This is a genomic window from Sphingomonas sp. BL-S-28, assembly GCF_055521515.1.
Genome location: NZ_CM145484.1, coordinates 2,018,004 through 2,034,301, shown reverse-complemented (window position 1 = coordinate 2,034,301; position 16,298 = coordinate 2,018,004). Strand labels below are relative to the sequence as shown.

Genomic DNA, 16,298 nt, shown 5'->3' with positions numbered 1-16,298 from the left:
GGCAATGGACGTTCAACAGACCCGCTTTTCCGCGCAAGAAATTGCTGCCCTCGCCCGGCGGATCGATCGCCCCATCGTGCTGGTCGGCATGATGGGCGTCGGCAAGTCCAGCGTCGGCAAACGCCTTGCCACCCTGCTGGACTTTCCCTTCGTCGACGCGGACGAGGAAATCGAACGTTCCGCCCAGATGACCATCCCCGAGATTTTCGAAACCTATGGGGAATCCTATTTCCGCGACGGGGAGCGGCGGGTGATTGCCCGCCTGCTCGGTTCGGGCGCCGAACCCACCGTGCTTGCCACCGGCGGCGGGGCATTCTGCAATGCGGAGACGCGCGCGCTGATCCTGGAACACGCGATTACCGTGTGGCTGGACAGCGAAGTGGAAACGCTGGTCGATCGCACGGCGCGCAAGGACAATCGCCCGCTGCTGCAAGGCGGCGACCCGCGCGATATACTGGCCCGCCTGCGCGAGGATCGGCGCCCGCATTACGAACAGGCCCCCATTCACGTGCTAAGCTCCCCCGGCCCGCATGTGCAGACCATCAACAAGGTACTTCAGGGACTATCGCAATGGCTGTGATTTCCGTCGACATCGCCGGACGCCCTTATGAAGTGCGCGTCGGCGCCGGGCTGCTGGCCGAACTCGTGCCGAACTGCCGGGGTCTGCTGCGCAAGCGCGGAGTGCCGATCGTCACCGACGCCCATGTCCACGCGGCATGGGGCGAAGTGGTGGAACGATCCCTGCGCGACAACGGGCATGAGCCGCACTGGCGCATCCTGCCGGCGGGCGAGGCCACCAAGTCTTGGGACGAACTGGCCGCGACGGTCAACTGGCTGCTGGAACTGGGCGTGGAGCGCGGCGACAGCGTGATTGCCCTTGGTGGCGGCGTCATCGGCGATCTCACCGGTTTCTGCGCCTCCGTGCTGAAGCGCGGCTGCAAGTTCATCCAGGTGCCGACGACTCTGCTGGCGCAAGTCGATTCCAGCGTCGGCGGCAAGACCGCGATCAACACGCCCGCCGGCAAGAACCTGGTCGGCGCGTTCCACCAGCCCTCGCTGGTGCTGGCGGACTTGTCCGCGCTGGAAACCCTGCCCCGCCGCGATCTGCTGGCGGGTTATGCCGAAGTGGTGAAGTACGGCCTGATCGACGATGCCGACTTCTTCGCATGGTGCGACACCAATGCCGCCGCCATGATCGCAGGCGACGCGGCGCTGCGCGAATATGCCGTGGCCCATTCGGTGGCGAGCAAGGCGCGCATCGTTGCCGAGGATGAGTTCGAAACCACCGGCAAGCGCGCCCTGCTGAACCTTGGCCACACTTTCGGCCATGCGCTGGAAGCGGAAACCGGCTTCTCCACTCGCCTGCTCCACGGCGAAGGCGTGGCACTGGGCACGGTACTGGCCGCGCGCTACTCCGCCCGCCGGGGCCTGATGCCGCAGGCGAGCGCCGAACATGTCGCCCGCCATATCGGCGAGATCGGCCTGCCCGCCAGCCTCTCCGCGCTCGGCCTCGAATGCGATGGCCGCGCGCTGGTGGAGCACATGCTTCACGACAAGAAGATGGACGCCGGCACCCTGCCCTTCCTGCTGATGAAGGGCATCGGCCAGACCTACCTCGACCGCGAAATCTCGCTGGAGGATGTGGCCGTGTTCCTCGACGAGGAACTGGCCCGCGATCCGGTCTAAAATCTGATCCGAATGGGGCTGCTTCGGCAGCCCTCGGGAACTTTCATGGCATGCTGCGTGTCATCTCTTGCATCACGGCAAGGGAGCATCAGCCATGCCCGCAAAATCGAAAGCCCAGCAGAAAGCCGCAGGTGCGGCCCTCTCCGCCAAGCGCGGGGAGACGAAGAAGAGCGACCTTAAAGGCGCATCGCGCGAAATGGCCGAAAGCATGACCGAGAAGCAGCTGGAGGAACTCGCTTCCACCAAACGCAAGGGCAAGCCCGAGCACGTCTCAGACTGAGACGCCGATGCGACGTCATGACGTCAATAGCGTGACATTTCCCGACTGCGCCATTATACGCATGCACCAAGAACATAAACGTCTTTCAAAAATAACAATATTTCCGGGATCGCCATGACTGTTGCCGAAGCTACCCCCCAGCTCGACTTCCCCGAGGAAGCGGCGCGAGACGATCGCGCCTTCCTGGGCCACCCGCGCGGGCTGGGCTACCTCTCGTTCGTCGAGGGGTGTGAGCGCTTTTCCTACTACTCCATGCAGACGCTGCTCGTGCTCTACATGGTCAAGTATCTGCTGCTGCCCGAGAATGTGGGCAAAGTGCTGGGCCTGTCGTGGCTGCGCGGCTGGCACTACGCCGGGCTGGACGGACAGCCGCTCGCTTCGGCGATTTTCGGCGACTACACCTCGCTCGTCTATCTGACGCCGATCCTGGGCGGCGTGATCGCGGACCGTTGGCTGGGCCGCAAGGCGACGCTGATCGCCGGCGCCGTGGTCATGTCCATCGGCCACTTCCTGATGGCGTTCGAGGGGATGTTCCTCTTCGCGCTGATCTCGCTGGTGGTGGGTGTTGGCCTGTTCAAGGGCAACATCGCCAGCCAGGTGGGTGAACTTTACGGTCCCAACGACCTGCGCCGCGCGATGGCGTTCCAGATCTTCTACATCGCCATCAACGTCTCGGTGATCGCGGCGCCGCTGATTTCGGGCACATTAGGCGAGAAAGTGGGCTGGCATTACGGCTTCGGCGCTGCCGGCGTGGTGATGGTGTTCGGCCTGCTGCTCTACCTGAAGGCGCAGCCGTGGCTGCCGGCCGACAATCGCGCACCGAAGGGCGCCGACAAGACGCAGCGCACACGCCTCACCAAATCGGACTGGCCACGCCTTGGCGCGCTGGCCGTGCTGGTGCCGGTGCTGGCCATCGCGATGCTGACCAATCAGGAAATCTTCAACGCCTACCTTGTCTGGGCGGATGCCAAGTTCCAGCTTACCTTCTTCGGCATCACCCTGCCGTCCAGCTGGATGATCACCGTCGACGCCACGCTCAGCTTCTCGATGCTGGTTACGGTGGCTGCGTTCTGGAAGTTTTACGCTGACCGTACAGGCCGTGAGCCGGACGAATTGGGCAAGATGATCATCGGATCGCTGTTCTCCATGACCGGCGGCATGTGTCTGGTGATCGCGGCCGCGACGGCTGGAGGCGGAAAGATCGGCCTGTTCTGGCCGGTGATGTTCCACTTGTTCAATTCGATCGGCTTTGCCCACATCATGCCGGTGAGCCTTGCGCTCTTCACCAAGATCGCGCCGCGTTCGCTGAATGCAACCGTCGTGGGCATCTACTATCTGGCGTTCTTCGGCGCCAACAAGGCAGTGGGCATCGTCGGCGGCTGGTATTCCTCGATGGATACCGTGTCGTTCTGGCTGATGCACGTCGGCGCCGCGACTTTCGGCCTGATCGCCTTTGCCGCGTTCAAGATCCTGCTGGGCAAGACGCTGGCGGGTGAGCCGAAGCCGGCCTGACCGGACAGACCAATAACACGCCCGTCGTCCCCGCGAAGGCGGGGATCCCGCTTTCTTCCTCCGACCTCGCGAGAAAGAACAAGCGGGGCCCCCGCCTTCGCGGGGGCGACGAGGGTTTTTGATATTGCAGGGTTGGCGGGACAGCCCCCTCAGCCGAACACCGCGACCGACTGCATTCCGGCGATCACTGGCCGACCGGCAGCATTCCACTGCAGGATATGCTCGCTGGCCCCGCCGTCGCGCGCGAATTCGCTGGTGGAGCGCAGCAGCCACCAGCCGTCCTCGGTCCTCGGCGCGGGCTCCAGCATGTTGACGTGCCAGTGCATCGAACTGATCGGCACGCGGAAATTGAGCAGCGGCAGCACCGCCGTTGGCAAGGCATCGCCGATCAGCACCGCCTCCAGCGCCGGATCGAGTCCGTCGCGCTCCTTGAGGCGCACCCACCAGCACAGGTCCGCTTCACCCAGCGCCGACTTCGGCAGGGCAAAGCGCGCGTCGAAATTCCGCTTCAGGAATTCGGGCGCAACTTCCATCGGCACCGGCTTGGCATCGGCAACGGGGTTCACGCCTTCCGGCATCGGATAGCCGGCGATATCCGCCGCGCTGTCAATCTGGCGCATGAACACGAAGCTGGCGCTGAAACCGACGCCCTTCTCATTCGACAGTTCCGCTGCAACCCAAGTGGCATTCCGCCCCTTGCGCACGATCCGCGCCCGCGCTTCGACACGCCCTGCGAGCGGCGCGATCATCGCGAACTGGCCCGAACGCAGCGGCGGCAATTCGGGATCGACGCGCTGCGCCGCTGCCAGCGCCAGAGCCGAAGTCAGCCCGCCGTAAGCGGTGCGGCCCTGAAGCCAATCCTCGGTAATGTCGAAGGCGAAACCGCCCTCGATCTCTTCCGCTGCGGCCAGAAGCGCGGCAAAACCCGTCATCAGAACAACCTTGAACCGTTGGGAACGCGGCTGTCCGGCGCGAAGAGGACCACACGGCCCTCCTCGTCCGCGAAGCCGAGCGTCAATGCCTCGGACAGCGCCTTGCCGATCTGCCGCGCGGGAAAGTTCACGACCGCCGCCACTTGCCGGCCGATCAGTTCCTCCGGCGAATAGAGCGCGGCGACTTGCCCCACGCTCTTTCGCTCGCCGATGCCGGGGCCGAAATCGATCCGCAGCTTCAGGCTTGGCTTGCGCGCTCCCTCGTAGACTTCCGCGGCGACGATGGTGCCGACACGGATGTCCACTTTCAGGAAGTCGTCGAAGGAAATCTGCTCGGCCGCAGGTGCGGCGGGGTCGTGGTCTAAGTGCATTTATTCCATTTCAAGGATCACGGCGTCCACCGCAAGGCTTTCGCCCGCCTTGGCATTGACCGCCTTCACCACGCCCGACTTCTCGGCGCGCAGGATGTTCTCCATCTTCATGGCCTCGACAACGGCAAGCGGCTGACCTGCTTCCACCTTGTCGCCCTCACCCACATGGAGCGCGACGAGCAGGCCCGGCATCGGGCAGATCAGGTACTTCGAAAGATCCGGCGGGATCTTTTCGATCATGTGCTTGTTCAGCGAGGCGATGTGGCTGGGCAGGATCAGCACATCGTGGATCGCGCCGCGCGTGGTCATCTTCAGGCCCGTGCGCGTGGGCGCAACGCGGATGCCGATGGCTTCGCCGTCGATCTCCGCTGCGATCAGGCGGTCGCCCGGCGTGTATTCCATCGCCAGTTCGACCGAGACGCCGTTCACGGTGACGTCCTCATCGTCGATGACGACCTCATACGGCGCCTTGTCGATGGTGACGGTCCATTCGGAAGGCGGAGCCAGACGGCGCGGCGCCAGTTGCCCGTCGACGCGGCGCGCACGGTCGGCCCGCGCGGTGGCGACGAAGGCAGCGACGGCGGCCAGCTTGCCCTTCAGTTCTTCGGACGCAGGCGCGCCGGTGAAGCCTTCGGGATATTCCTCGGCAATGAAGCCCGTGGTCAGCTCGCCCGAGCGGAAGCGCGGGTGCTGCATGATGGCCGAGACGAAATCGATGTTGTGGCCAAGGCCCTCGATCTCGAACAGGTCAAGCGCGGCAACCTGCTTGTCTGCCGCCTCGTCGCGGGTTTCGCCCCAGGTGATCAGCTTGGCGATCATCGGGTCATAGAACATCGAGACTTCGCCGCCTTCGTAGACGCCGTCATCGACGCGAATGCCGTCCACACCGCGGCGGCCATTCTCCGAACCGTCATCGGTCCAGCCATCCACCGGCGGCTGATAGCGCACGAGGCGGCCGGTCGAGGGCAGGAAGCCACGATAGGGGTCTTCGGCATAGACGCGGTTTTCGATGGCCCAGCCGTCGATCTTCACATCGGCCTGCGTCATCTCCAGCTTTTCGCCGGCGGCGACGCGGATCATCTGCTCGACCAGATCGACGCCGGTGATCGCTTCGGTAACCGGGTGCTCCACCTGAAGACGGGTGTTCATTTCGAGGAAGTAGAAGCTCTCTCCCGTCGGATCGGCGCCCGAGACGATCAGCTCCACCGTGCCCGCCGAGTAGTAGCCCACTGCGCGCGACAGGGCGACGCACTGCTCGCCCATGGCCTTGCGCATCTTTTCGGTGACGAAAGGCGACGGCGCTTCCTCCACCACCTTCTGGTGGCGACGCTGGATCGAGCATTCGCGCTCGTTCAGGTAGAGGATGTTGCCGTGCTTATCGCCCAGGATCTGGATCTCGATGTGGCGCGGATTGAGGATGAACTTCTCGATGAAGACGCGGTCGTCGCCGAAGGAGTTCAGGCCTTCGCGCTTCACGCTCTCGAAGCCCTCGCGCACGTCCTTTTCGTCGTAGGCAAGGCGCATGCCCTTGCCGCCGCCGCCAGCCGAGGCCTTCATCATCACCGGATAGCCGATCTCGTTCGAGATGCGCACGGCGTGCTCGGTATCCTCGATCTCGCCGACGAAGCCGGGCACGACATTGACGCCGGCCTGTTTGGCAAGCTTCTTGGATTCGATCTTGTCGCCCATCGCGGCGATGGCGCCGACGGGAGGACCGATGAACTCGATGCCCTCTGCGGCCAGCGCCTCTGCGAAGGAGGTACGTTCGGACAGGAAGCCATAGCCCGGATGGACGGCTTCGGCGCCGGTCTGCTTGCAGGCCTGGATGATCTTGTCGGCAATCAGGTACGACTGCGCGGCGGGCGCGGGGCCGATGTGCACGGCCTCATCGGCCATCTGCACGAAAGGCGCGCGGGCATCGGCGTCCGAATAGACGGCCACCGTCTGGATGCCCATGCGGCGTGCAGTCTTGATCACGCGGCAGGCAATCTCGCCACGGTTTGCAATCAGGATCTTTTTGAACATGTCACCTCGAAGCCCCATTCGGGGTCATGCTTGTTGTCGGTCGGAAACAGGAATTGCAGCGCCTGCGGCGAAAGGACGTGATAGGCAGTCGCGTGCGTCAAATCGGTGCGCGGGGACAGGCAAACGAGCGAGCCCCCCACACCGGCAACGCGCTCTGCTGCCTCGGCGGTCTCGGGCCCCTCATTGGAATAGGTGAGGAACAGGGAACCGCGCTTTGGCTTGGCCGCAAGAAGCCCCGCCGCAGATTTCGAAAGCGCGCCGTCTTCCCACCACAGGCTCGCATCGATGGCGGCGTAGCGGTGGAACAGGCCGGGCTCACGCAACCACGTTTCAACGATGAACAGCCCGGCGAGCGACTCGCCGATCACACCGTCATCGCCATTGGTGCGATAGTCCGCTTCGATAAGGGGCTTGACCCGATCGCGCAGGAAAGCGCGGAACTGAGCCGAATGCCCGGCGGTGGGATACTGTTTGTGCTGCGCGGCGCTACCCGGCGTGCCGATCAGTTCGGCGCGCCGGTCCTTGCTCTCGATTCCCACGACGATGACCGGCAGCGAGCGGCCCCACACGGCGTTGAGCGCGGTGGATCCGGCGACATGCAGGAAATCCTGAGAGAGCCCCCCATCGATCAGATAGAGGACGGGGTAACGCGCGTTTCCTTTCGCATAGCCTTCGGGAAGGTAGACGTTGATCTGTCTCTGATCGCCATCTGCAAAGGTGACGAGATGCGTCTCACCGATCGTGATCGGAGACGCAGCAGGCGTTGCGGCAGCCGCAACGCCCGGCGTAAAAGCAAGGCAGGACAGCGCCAGCAGCATTGATCCTGCCCGGTGTCTCACTCGGCAGCTTCCAGCTTCGCACAGCCCTTGGGCATGCGCTGGGCTTCGACCTGAGCCGGGGTCAGCTCGATGGCCATCGGCTTGATGCCGAGGCGAGCGAACATCGCCGCGTCATTGTCGTCGCCGGAGTTCGGCGCGGTCAGCAGCTTGTCGCCGGTGAAGATCGAATTCGCGCCGGCCATGAAGCACATCGCCTGCGTCATTTCGGACATCGATTCGCGGCCCGCCGAAAGGCGCACCATCGACAGCGGCATGGTGATGCGCGCGACCGCGACGGTGCGCACGAATTCCACATCGTCGATCTTGGCGAGCGGGGTATCGGCCAGCATGTCGCCCAGCACGGTGCCCTTCACGGGAACCAGCGCGTTGACCGGCACCGACTGCGGGTGATCGGGCAGCGTCGCCAGCGTGTGGACGAAGCCCACGCGGTCGGCGCGCGTCTCGCCCATGCCGACGATGCCGCCGGAGCAGACGTTGATGCCCGCCATACGCACGTTCGACAGCGTATCGAGGCGGTCGTCCATCGTGCGCGTGGTGATCACCTGATCGTAACGCTCGGGCGAGGTGTCGATGTTGTGGTTGTAATAATCGAGGCCCGCTTCGGAGAGCATGTCCGCCTGATCGGGCGTCAGCATGCCCAGCGTCATGCAGGTTTCCATGCCCATGGCGCGCACACCCTTCACCATCTCGATGATGGCGGGCATGTCGCGGTCCTTGGGGTTGCGCCATGCGGCGCCCATGCAGAAGCGGGTAGAGCCCTGATCCGCCGCCTGCGCCGCACGCTGGAGAACCTGCTGCACTTCCATCAGCTTGGTCGCCTTGACGCCGCTGTTCGCCGAAACCGACTGCGAGCAATAGCCGCAGTCTTCCACGCACCCGCCGGTCTTGATCGAAAGCAGCGTGGAAAGCTGCACTTCGTTGTGCGGATGGCTGGCGCGATGGACTTCGGCTGCGCGGAACACCAGTTCGGTGAACGGCAGGTCGAACAGCGCCGCGATTTCCTCACGGGTCCAGTCGTTTCGTGCAGTGACGGCGGGGGTTTCGGTCATAGTCATTCCTCAGGCGGTGCGCGCGGGATGACGCGCGGCCAAACCCCGGTCATAGGGGCAAGCGCGGCGTCGATCCAGCATCGCCGTCCTTATTCCGCCGCTTCCAGCGCCGAACCGAGCGGCGGCATGTTGTGGCCGAGCAGGCGCAGCACGTCGGCGGCGCATTCCACCACGTTGGAGCCGGGGCCGTAGATGCCCTGAACGCCCGCGTTACGCAGGTATTCGTAATCCTGCGGCGGGATGACACCGCCGGCGATCACCTTGATGTCGCTGCGGCCGGCTTCGCGCAGTTTCTGGATCAGTTCGGGGATCAGCGTCTTGTGACCGGCCGCAAGGCTGGACGCGCCGACCACGTCGACCGCGCTTTCCAGCGCCAACACCACGGTTTCTTCCGGAGTCTGGAACAGCGGGCCGGAAACGACGTCGAAGCCCATGTCCCCGAAGGCGGAGGCGATCACGTTGGCGCCGCGATCGTGGCCGTCCTGCCCCATCTTGGCGACCAGCACCTTGGGCTTGCGGCCGAGACGGCGCTCCACCGCCTGCACGCCGTCCAGCACCTGCTGCCAGCGGCTGTCACCCTCGTAAGGCGCGGCATAGACGCCCTTCACCGGGGTCGGCTGGGTGCCATAGCGCTGGAAGCTGTCTTCCATGGCCGAGCTGATCTCGCCCAGCGTGGCGCGGGCGCGGGCGCACTCCACGGCGAGCGCGAGCAGGTTGTTCTCGATGCTGGCAGGCGTGGCGGCGCCGTCGCGCAGGGCCTTGAGTGCTGCCTGGCAAGCAGCCTCGTCACGTTCCGCCTTCATCTTGTTGATGCGGGCGATCTGGCCTTCACGGACCTTGGCGTTGTCCACTTCCAGCGTTTCCAGCAGGTCTTCGCTGGCAAGGCGGTACTTGTTGACGCCGACGATCACGTCGTCGCCCCGGTCCACGCGGGCCTGACGGGCAGCGGCGGCGGTCTCGATCATCGCCTTGGGCCAGCCGGCAGCGACGGCCTTGGCCATGCCGCCCTCGGCCTGAACGCGCTCGATGATCTCCCACGCCTGGTCGACCAGTTGCTGCGTCAGCGCCTCGATGTAGTAGGACCCACCCAGCGGATCGACGACATTGCACATGCCGGTCTCTTCCTGGATGATGATCTGCGTGTTGCGGGCGATGCGGGCCGAGAAGTCGGTCGGCAGCGCGATCGCTTCGTCCAGTGCGTTGGTGTGCAGCGACTGAGTGCCGCCCAGCATCGAGGCCATCGCCTCGATCGTGGTGCGGATGACGTTGTTGTAGGGGTCCTGCTCCTGCAGCGAAACACCCGAAGTCTGGCAGTGCGTGCGCAGCATCTTCGAGCGTTCGTCCTTGGCGCCAAGCTCCGTCATCACCCGGTGCCACAGCACGCGCGCGGCGCGCAGCTTGGCCACTTCCATGAAAAAGTTCATGCCGATGGCGAAGAAGAACGACAGGCGGCCTGCGAACTTGTCGATATCGAGGCCCGATGCCACCCCGTACTTCACGTATTCCGCGCCGTCGGCGATGGTGAAGGCCAGTTCCTGCACCTGCGTCGCGCCGGCTTCCTGCATGTGGTAGCCGGAAATCGAGATCGAGTTGAACTTCGGCATCTCGCGGCTGGTGTAGCCGAAGATGTCCGAGATGATCCGCATCGAGGGCTCTGGCGGGTAGATGTAGGTGTTGCGGACCATGAACTCCTTGAGGATGTCGTTCTGGATGGTCCCGTCGAGCAGCTTGCGATCGACGCCCTGCTCTTCGCCGGCCACGATGAAGAAGGCCAGGATCGGGATCACCGCGCCGTTCATCGTCATCGAGACCGACATCTTATCGAGCGGAATGCCGTCGAACAGGATCTTCATGTCCTCGACGGAATCGATGGCGACGCCGGCCTTGCCCACGTCACCCACGACGCGCGGATGGTCGCTGTCGTAACCGCGATGGGTGGCAAGGTCGAAGGCGACCGAAAGGCCCTTCTGGCCCGCCGCAAGGTTGCGGCGATAGAAGGCGTTCGATTCCTCGGCGGTGGAGAAGCCCGCGTACTGGCGGATGGTCCAGGGACGGCCGGCATACATCGAGGCGCGCACGCCGCGCGTGAACGGCGCGAAGCCGGGAAGGCCGGGATCGACGGTCACGTCCTCGGCAGTGTAGAGCGGCTTCACCGCAATACCCTCGGGCGTGTTCCAGGTCAGGTCCTTACCCTTGACCTCCTTGTCGGCGGCTGCCTTCCAGTCGTTGATGTCTGCCATGTTCCGCATCCCTTCCGGCCCACTCTCACTGCCGCGGACCGTAATTTTTCTCAGTGAGCGCCCTTGGGCGTTTCCATGATCTCGGTGAGCTGACCGCCCATGTCCTTGGGGTGGACGAAGAAGATCAGCGTCCCGTGCGCGCCCACGCGCGGCTCACCCAGCACGCGCTTGCCAAGGCCTTCGAACCACGCCTTGGCCGCGTGAATGTCCGGCACTTCGTAGCAGATGTGGTGCTGGCCCCCGAGCGGGTTCTTCTCCAGCCACTTGCCCACGGCCGAGTCCGCCGCAGTGGGCTGGAGCAGTTCGATCTGCGTGCCCGCCGTGCCGTCCTCGCCGGGTGTGTTCACGAAACAAACGCGCACTTGCTGGCTTTCGAGCACGAACGGCTCGGTAATATCGGTGGCGCCCATCACGTCGCGATAGAATGCGATCGAGGCGTCGAGATCGGGCGTAGCGACGCCGATGTGGTTCAGACGACCCAGCTTCACGCCACATTCTCCAGCACGAGGGCGATGCCCTGCCCGCCGCCGATGCACATGGTGACAAGGCCGTACTTCCCGCCGGTGCGCTTCAATTCGTACATGCACTTGATGGCGAGCATCGTGCCGGTCGCGCCGACCGGGTGGCCGATGGAAACGCCCGAACCGTTGGGGTTCACCTTCTCCGGATCGAAGCCCAGCACCTTGGAAACGGCGGCAGCCTGCGCGGCGAAAGCCTCGTTGCTTTCGATCACGTCGATCTGGTCGAGCGAAAGTCCGGCGCGCTTCAGTGCCACCGGCACCGCCTTGATCGGGCCTTCACCCATGTAAGCAGGCTCGACGCCGGCATGGCCCCAGGCGACGATCTTCGCCATCGGCTTCAGGCCCCGCTTCTCGACTTCCGAAGCGGTCGCCAGCACAACGGCGGCAGCGCCGTCGTTGATGCCCGAGGCATTGCCAGCCGTGACCGCGCCGTCCTTTTTGAAGGCCGGCTTCATGCTGCCCAGCGTTTCGACAGTGGTGTCGGCGCGGACATGTTCGTCGGTATCGAAAACGGTGACGCCCTTGCGGGTCTTCACTTCGATGGGAAGGATCTGGTCCTTGAAGCGGCCTTCCGCAATCGCGCGCGAGGCGCGCTGGTGGCTGGTCGCGGCAAGCGTGTCCATGTCCTCACGGGTGACGCAGTGGCGTTCGGCCACGTTCTCTGCCGTGATGCCCATGTGGTAGCCGCCGATGGCGTCCGACAGGCCGACGGTCAGCGCGTCTTCCTGCGTGTTGGCGCCCATCTTCTTGCCCCAGCGCACGCCGTGGTCGTGATAGGGCACGTTCGACATCGATTCCGCGCCGCCCGCGACGGTGATCCCCGCCTCGCCCAGCTTCATCATCTGCGCGGCCGAAACGATCGCCTGCACGCCCGACCCGCAGAGGCGGTTGAGCGTCAGCGAAGGCACTTCGAACGGCACGCCGGCATTGATGCCGATCACGCGGCTGAGCATCTCGTCCTTGGCGCTGGTCGGCATGACCTGGCCGATGACGATATGGCCGACGTCCTCAGGCGAAACGCCCGCGCGGGAGAGCGCCTCGGTCACAACCTTGCCGCCGAGATCGGACGGCATGAACGCCTTCAGCGAGCCGCCGAAATCGCCGACTGCCGTGCGCACGCCGCTGACGATGTAGATGTCTTCCATGATTACAGCCTACCTCTACCCCTGACCGACGTTAATGCGGCCTAATTACAAAAGTGAAGACCCCTTGCCCGGCTAGAAGAACGGCCCAGAGAGACAAAAATCGAAACGCGAATACGTAGAATTTGAATCTCTTGGGCTGTTCCTCTTGCGAGATCACCGCACCCCGCATTGCAAACCGTCCGGATTTCGCGGCCAAGCCAGCCCGGCGCCACATATCGACCGCCATCAAAACGAACCCGACCGCTACGATCAAAGGGATCAACATCGCACTCACAGCGGAATGTTGTCGTGCTTCTTCCAGGGGTTTTCGAGGCTCTTGGTCCGCAGCTTGCGCAGGCCCAGCGCAATGCGCTTGCGTGTGGAGTGCGGGTAGATAACCTCGTCGATATAACCCCGGCTCGCCGCCACGAAGGGGTTGGCGAAGCGGTCTTCGTATTCCTTAGTCTTCTCGGCAATGCCCTCGGGCGAGAGGCCGCGGAAGATGATCTCCACCGCGCCCTTGGCGCCCATCACCGCGATTTCGGCGGTCGGCCAGGCATAGTTGAGATCGCCGCGCAGGTGCTTGGACGCCATAACGTCGTAAGCACCGCCATAGGCCTTGCGGGTGATCACGGTGATCTTCGGCACGGTCGCCTCGGCATAGGCGAACAGCAGCTTTGCGCCGTGCTTGATGATGCCGTTGTGCTCCTGATCGGTGCCCGGCAAGAAGCCCGGCACGTCCACGAAAGTGATGATCGGGATGTTGAAGGCATCGCAGAAGCGCACGAAACGCGCGGCCTTCTTGGACGAGTTGATGTCCAGCACGCCCGCCAGCACCATCGGCTGGTTGGCGACGACGCCCACGGTCTTGCCCTCGATACGGCCGAAACCGACGATGATATTACCGGCGTGCATCGGCTGAACCTCGAAGAAGTCGCCCTCGTCGAGCGTCTTCTTGATGACCTCATGCATGTCGTAAGGCTGATTGGCCGAAGGCGGGATCACGGTGTCGAGGCTTTCCTCGGCACGGTCCCACGGATCGGCGCAGGGACGCTCGGGCACTTCCTCGCGGTTGTTGAGCGGCAGGAAGTCGAAGAAATCGCGCGCCGCCAGCAGCGCCTCGATATCGTTCTCCAGCGCAAGGTCGGACACCGAGGTCTTGCTGGAGTGCGTGACCGCACCCCCCAGCTCTTCCTGCGTGACGACTTCGTTGGTGACGGTCTTCACCACGTCCGGCCCGGTGACAAACATGTAGGAACTGTCCTTCACCATGAAGATGAAGTCCGTCATCGCCGGCGAATAGACCGCGCCGCCCGCGCAGGGGCCCATGATCAGCGAAAGCTGCGGCACCACGCCCGATGCGAGCACGTTGCGCTGGAACACTTCGGCATAACCGCCGAGCGAGGCCACGCCTTCCTGAATGCGCGCGCCGCCGGAATCGTTGAGGCCGATCACCGGCGCGCCGACCTTCATCGCGTTGTCCATCAGCTTGCAGATTTTCTGCGCGTGACGGTGCGACAGAGAGCCACCGAACACGGTGAAATCCTGGCTGAACACATACACAAGGCGGCCATTGATGGTGCCCGACCCCGTGACGACGCCGTCGCCGGGGATGCGCTGGCTTTCCATGCCGAAGTCGGTGCAGTCATGCTCGACGTAGAGGTCGAATTCCTCGAAGCTGCCTTCGTCCAGCAGAATGTCGAGACGCTCCCGCGCGGTCAGCTTGCCCTTGGCGTGCTGCGCGGCAATGCGCTTCTCACCACCACCCAGCTTTGCTGCGGCGCGGCGCTTCTCCATTTCAGCGATATTGGCTGACATCCGTTATCCCTTGCAATGACCCCGGCCTTCGACTGGCCGCTCGGCGCGAATTTGCTGTGACTGCTAAGGCAGGTCGAACGCCTCAGGTCAATAGTTTTAATCGCTCGGTTAAATGGTCGGAGTAATGTTCTGACGGTAAATTCGCCCCAGTGATGGATGAGCAACGCCCTGCCGATGGAATGGCGCAATTTCGCGATATCGACCGCCCAGGACGGCCCGAAAACGAAAAGCCCGGCAGGCCGCCTGGCAAAGGCGGCATCCGGGCTTTCTTCACTCCCGCGCCGAAGCGGTTGCGACATTTGCATTCGGAACGGGGCCTGAGCCCCCGTCTGCACTCACTTCATCAGCACAAGCTCTTCCGACATCGTCGGGTGGACGGCGACGGTGGCGTCGAAATCGGCCTTGGTCAGCCCGGCCTTCACCGCGATGGCGGCGGCCTGGATGATCTCCGGCGAATCCGGCCCGATCATGTGCAGGCCCAGCAGGCGGCCGGTGTGCGCCTCGCAGATCATCTTGTAGAGCGAGCGTTCGTTGCGGTGGGCGACGACGTTCTTCATCGGGCGGAAGTCGCTGGTGTAGACGGCGATGTCGCCATACTTCTGCCGCGCCTGCGCCTCGGTAAGCCCAACCGCGCCGATCGGCGGGTGGCTGAACACGGCCGAGGGGATGCACGCATAGTCCACCGTGGTCGGCTTGCCGCCGAACACGGTATCGGCAAAGGCATGGCCCTCGCGGATCGCCACCGGGGTAAGCTGCACGCGGTTGGTCACGTCGCCGACTGCGTAGATGTGATCGACGCTCGTCTTCGAATATTCGTCGACCTTGATCGCGTTGTGGTCGTCCAGTTCCACGCCGACGTCCTTCAGCCCCAGCCCTTCGACATTGGGCACGCGGCCGGTGGCGAACATCACGCAATCTACCACCAGCGGCTCGTGGTTGGTCATGGTGACGGTCAGCGAGCCGCCGTCGTTCTTCTCGATGCCGCGGAAGTCCGCGTTGAAGCGGAAGTCGATGCCCTTGGCGAGCGAGATCTGCAGCAAACGGTCGCGAAGCTGCTCGTCATAGCCGCGCAGAAGCTGGTCGGACCGGTTGATCAGCGTCACCTTGGCGCCGAATTCGTTGAAGATGCCGGCGAATTCGTTGGCGATATAGCCGGCGCCGGCGATCAGGATGCGGCGTGGAATGGCGTCGAGGTGGAATGCCTCGTTGGACGTGATGCCCAGTTCGTGGCCAGGGCAGCTGGGCACGTGCGGACGCGCGCCGGTGGCGATCAGGATCACCTTGGCGGTCTTCTTCTCGCCGCTGGACAGGGTGATCTCATGCGGGCCGGTGATCACGGCACGCTCGTGGAAGATCTCCACCTTGTTGTTCGAAAGCGTCTGCGTGTAGAGCCCGTTCAGCCGGTCCACATCGCCCAGCACGTTGTCGCGCAGCTTCAGCCAGTCGAACTTCGCTTCCGGAATGTCCCAGCCGAAATGCTTGGCGTCTTCCAGATCCTCGGCGAAATGCGCGCCGTAGACCAGCATCTTCTTGGGCACGCAGCCGCGGATCACGCATGTGCCGCCGACCCGGAACTCCTCCGCCACCGCTACGCGCGCACCGTGCGATGCGGCAATGCGGCTGGCGCGTACGCCGCCCGATCCGGCGCCGATGGTGAAGAGATCATAGTCGAATTCGGACATGCGGCTTGCTCCTGTGCACCCGTCGCCTGAAAGGATGATGGGGGCGTTATCTTTTGCGGGGCGCATATGGGGCATGGGCACGCGGATTGCCAACGGGTCATTTGCGACTGACCTGCTTCCCCCTCGAAACCACTTCAAATCGGATCGTCGAAATCCGCTCTCTGCTGGGCGCAGAGTCATTGTCAACTTTTTTGGTTGAGTTATAGAAAGCCATGTCGC

14 protein-coding genes are annotated in these 16,298 nt (G+C 63.9%); 4 read left to right on the top strand and 10 right to left on the bottom strand.

Annotated features, from left to right (window positions below):
• The first annotated feature begins 4 nt into the window (after nucleotides 1-4).
• The 4 genes from ACZ1JC_RS18340 to ACZ1JC_RS18325 all read left to right on the top strand — a co-directional run bounded on the left by ACZ1JC_RS18340 (nucleotide 5) and on the right by ACZ1JC_RS18325 (nucleotide 3,478).
• Entirely contained in the window at nucleotides 5-580 is a 576-nt protein-coding gene (locus ACZ1JC_RS18340) for a shikimate kinase (protein ID WP_465135513.1), read from the top strand.
• Nucleotides 571-1,686, top strand: a complete 1,116-nt coding sequence (aroB, locus tag ACZ1JC_RS18335; RefSeq protein WP_465135514.1) for a 3-dehydroquinate synthase — start codon at nucleotides 571-573, stop codon at nucleotides 1,684-1,686. Before ACZ1JC_RS18340 ends, aroB begins: the two co-directional genes overlap by 10 nt.
• A 94-nt stretch (nucleotides 1,687-1,780) precedes the next feature.
• Nucleotides 1,781-1,966 carry a DUF3008 family protein gene (locus ACZ1JC_RS18330; RefSeq protein WP_465135515.1) on the top strand — a complete coding sequence of 62 codons (186 nt, stop codon included), beginning with the start codon at nucleotides 1,781-1,783 and terminating at the stop codon, nucleotides 1,964-1,966.
• Between the two features lie 114 nt (nucleotides 1,967-2,080).
• A complete protein-coding gene (locus ACZ1JC_RS18325) occupies nucleotides 2,081-3,478 on the top strand; it encodes a peptide MFS transporter (protein WP_465135516.1) in 1,398 nt (465 codons plus the stop codon).
• A gap of 149 nt (nucleotides 3,479-3,627) precedes the next feature.
• On the opposite strand, the gene ACZ1JC_RS18320 is transcribed toward ACZ1JC_RS18325, so the two are convergent.
• The 10 genes from ACZ1JC_RS18320 to gor all read right to left on the bottom strand — a co-directional run bounded on the left by ACZ1JC_RS18320 (nucleotide 3,628) and on the right by gor (nucleotide 16,079).
• Nucleotides 3,628-4,410: a thioesterase family protein gene (locus ACZ1JC_RS18320; protein WP_465135517.1), complete on the bottom strand. Its 783-nt coding sequence runs from the start codon at nucleotides 4,408-4,410 to the stop codon at nucleotides 3,628-3,630.
• On the bottom strand, nucleotides 4,410-4,781 hold the full coding sequence (locus ACZ1JC_RS18315; RefSeq protein WP_465135518.1) for a tRNA-binding protein: 372 nt from the start codon (nucleotides 4,779-4,781) through the stop codon (nucleotides 4,410-4,412). Before ACZ1JC_RS18315 ends, ACZ1JC_RS18320 begins: the two co-directional genes overlap by 1 nt.
• On the bottom strand, nucleotides 4,782-6,806 hold the full coding sequence (locus tag ACZ1JC_RS18310; RefSeq protein WP_465135519.1) for an ATP-binding protein: 2,025 nt from the start codon (nucleotides 6,804-6,806) through the stop codon (nucleotides 4,782-4,784).
• On the bottom strand, nucleotides 6,788-7,645 hold the full coding sequence (locus ACZ1JC_RS18305; protein ID WP_465135520.1) for an alpha/beta hydrolase: 858 nt from the start codon (nucleotides 7,643-7,645) through the stop codon (nucleotides 6,788-6,790). Before ACZ1JC_RS18305 ends, ACZ1JC_RS18310 begins: the two co-directional genes overlap by 19 nt.
• Nucleotides 7,642-8,694 carry a biotin synthase BioB gene (bioB, locus tag ACZ1JC_RS18300; protein ID WP_132385593.1) on the bottom strand — a complete coding sequence of 351 codons (1,053 nt, stop codon included), beginning with the start codon at nucleotides 8,692-8,694 and terminating at the stop codon, nucleotides 7,642-7,644. The genes ACZ1JC_RS18305 and bioB overlap by 4 nt, the downstream gene beginning before the upstream one ends.
• A gap of 89 nt (nucleotides 8,695-8,783) precedes the next feature.
• Nucleotides 8,784-10,934: a methylmalonyl-CoA mutase gene (scpA, locus tag ACZ1JC_RS18295; RefSeq protein ID WP_465135521.1), complete on the bottom strand. Its 2,151-nt coding sequence runs from the start codon at nucleotides 10,932-10,934 to the stop codon at nucleotides 8,784-8,786.
• Nucleotides 10,935-10,984: 50 nt separating this feature from the next.
• On the bottom strand, nucleotides 10,985-11,422 hold the full coding sequence (gene mce, locus ACZ1JC_RS18290) for a methylmalonyl-CoA epimerase (RefSeq protein WP_465135522.1): 438 nt from the start codon (nucleotides 11,420-11,422) through the stop codon (nucleotides 10,985-10,987).
• Nucleotides 11,419-12,600, bottom strand: coding sequence for a beta-ketothiolase BktB (bktB, locus tag ACZ1JC_RS18285; RefSeq protein ID WP_465135523.1), 1,182 nt, complete (start codon nucleotides 12,598-12,600; stop codon nucleotides 11,419-11,421). Before bktB ends, mce begins: the two co-directional genes overlap by 4 nt.
• A 270-nt stretch (nucleotides 12,601-12,870) precedes the next feature.
• Nucleotides 12,871-14,397: an acyl-CoA carboxylase subunit beta gene (locus ACZ1JC_RS18280; RefSeq protein ID WP_465135524.1), complete on the bottom strand. Its 1,527-nt coding sequence runs from the start codon at nucleotides 14,395-14,397 to the stop codon at nucleotides 12,871-12,873.
• Nucleotides 14,398-14,732: 335 nt separating this feature from the next.
• Complete coding sequence (gor, locus tag ACZ1JC_RS18275; RefSeq protein ID WP_465135525.1) at nucleotides 14,733-16,079, bottom strand: glutathione-disulfide reductase; 1,347 nt, start codon at nucleotides 16,077-16,079, stop codon at nucleotides 14,733-14,735.
• Between the last annotated feature and the right edge of the window lie 219 nt (nucleotides 16,080-16,298).

Coding starts and splice junctions, on each gene's coding strand:
- bktB (WP_465135523.1), bottom strand. CDS start 12,600: ATGGAAGACATCTACATCGTCAGCGGCGTGCGCACGGCAGTCGGCGAT.
- gor (WP_465135525.1), bottom strand. CDS start 16,079: ATGTCCGAATTCGACTATGATCTCTTCACCATCGGCGCCGGATCGGGC.
- ACZ1JC_RS18325 (WP_465135516.1), top strand. CDS start 2,081: ATGACTGTTGCCGAAGCTACCCCCCAGCTCGACTTCCCCGAGGAAGCG.
- ACZ1JC_RS18340 (WP_465135513.1), top strand. CDS start 5: ATGGACGTTCAACAGACCCGCTTTTCCGCGCAAGAAATTGCTGCCCTC.
- aroB (WP_465135514.1), top strand. CDS start 571: ATGGCTGTGATTTCCGTCGACATCGCCGGACGCCCTTATGAAGTGCGC.
- bioB (WP_132385593.1), bottom strand. CDS start 8,694: ATGACCGAAACCCCCGCCGTCACTGCACGAAACGACTGGACCCGTGAG.
- ACZ1JC_RS18320 (WP_465135517.1), bottom strand. CDS start 4,410: ATGACGGGTTTTGCCGCGCTTCTGGCCGCAGCGGAAGAGATCGAGGGC.
- scpA (WP_465135521.1), bottom strand. CDS start 10,934: ATGGCAGACATCAACGACTGGAAGGCAGCCGCCGACAAGGAGGTCAAG.
- ACZ1JC_RS18330 (WP_465135515.1), top strand. CDS start 1,781: ATGCCCGCAAAATCGAAAGCCCAGCAGAAAGCCGCAGGTGCGGCCCTC.
- ACZ1JC_RS18315 (WP_465135518.1), bottom strand. CDS start 4,781: ATGCACTTAGACCACGACCCCGCCGCACCTGCGGCCGAGCAGATTTCC.
- ACZ1JC_RS18310 (WP_465135519.1), bottom strand. CDS start 6,806: ATGTTCAAAAAGATCCTGATTGCAAACCGTGGCGAGATTGCCTGCCGC.
- ACZ1JC_RS18280 (WP_465135524.1), bottom strand. CDS start 14,397: ATGTCAGCCAATATCGCTGAAATGGAGAAGCGCCGCGCCGCAGCAAAG.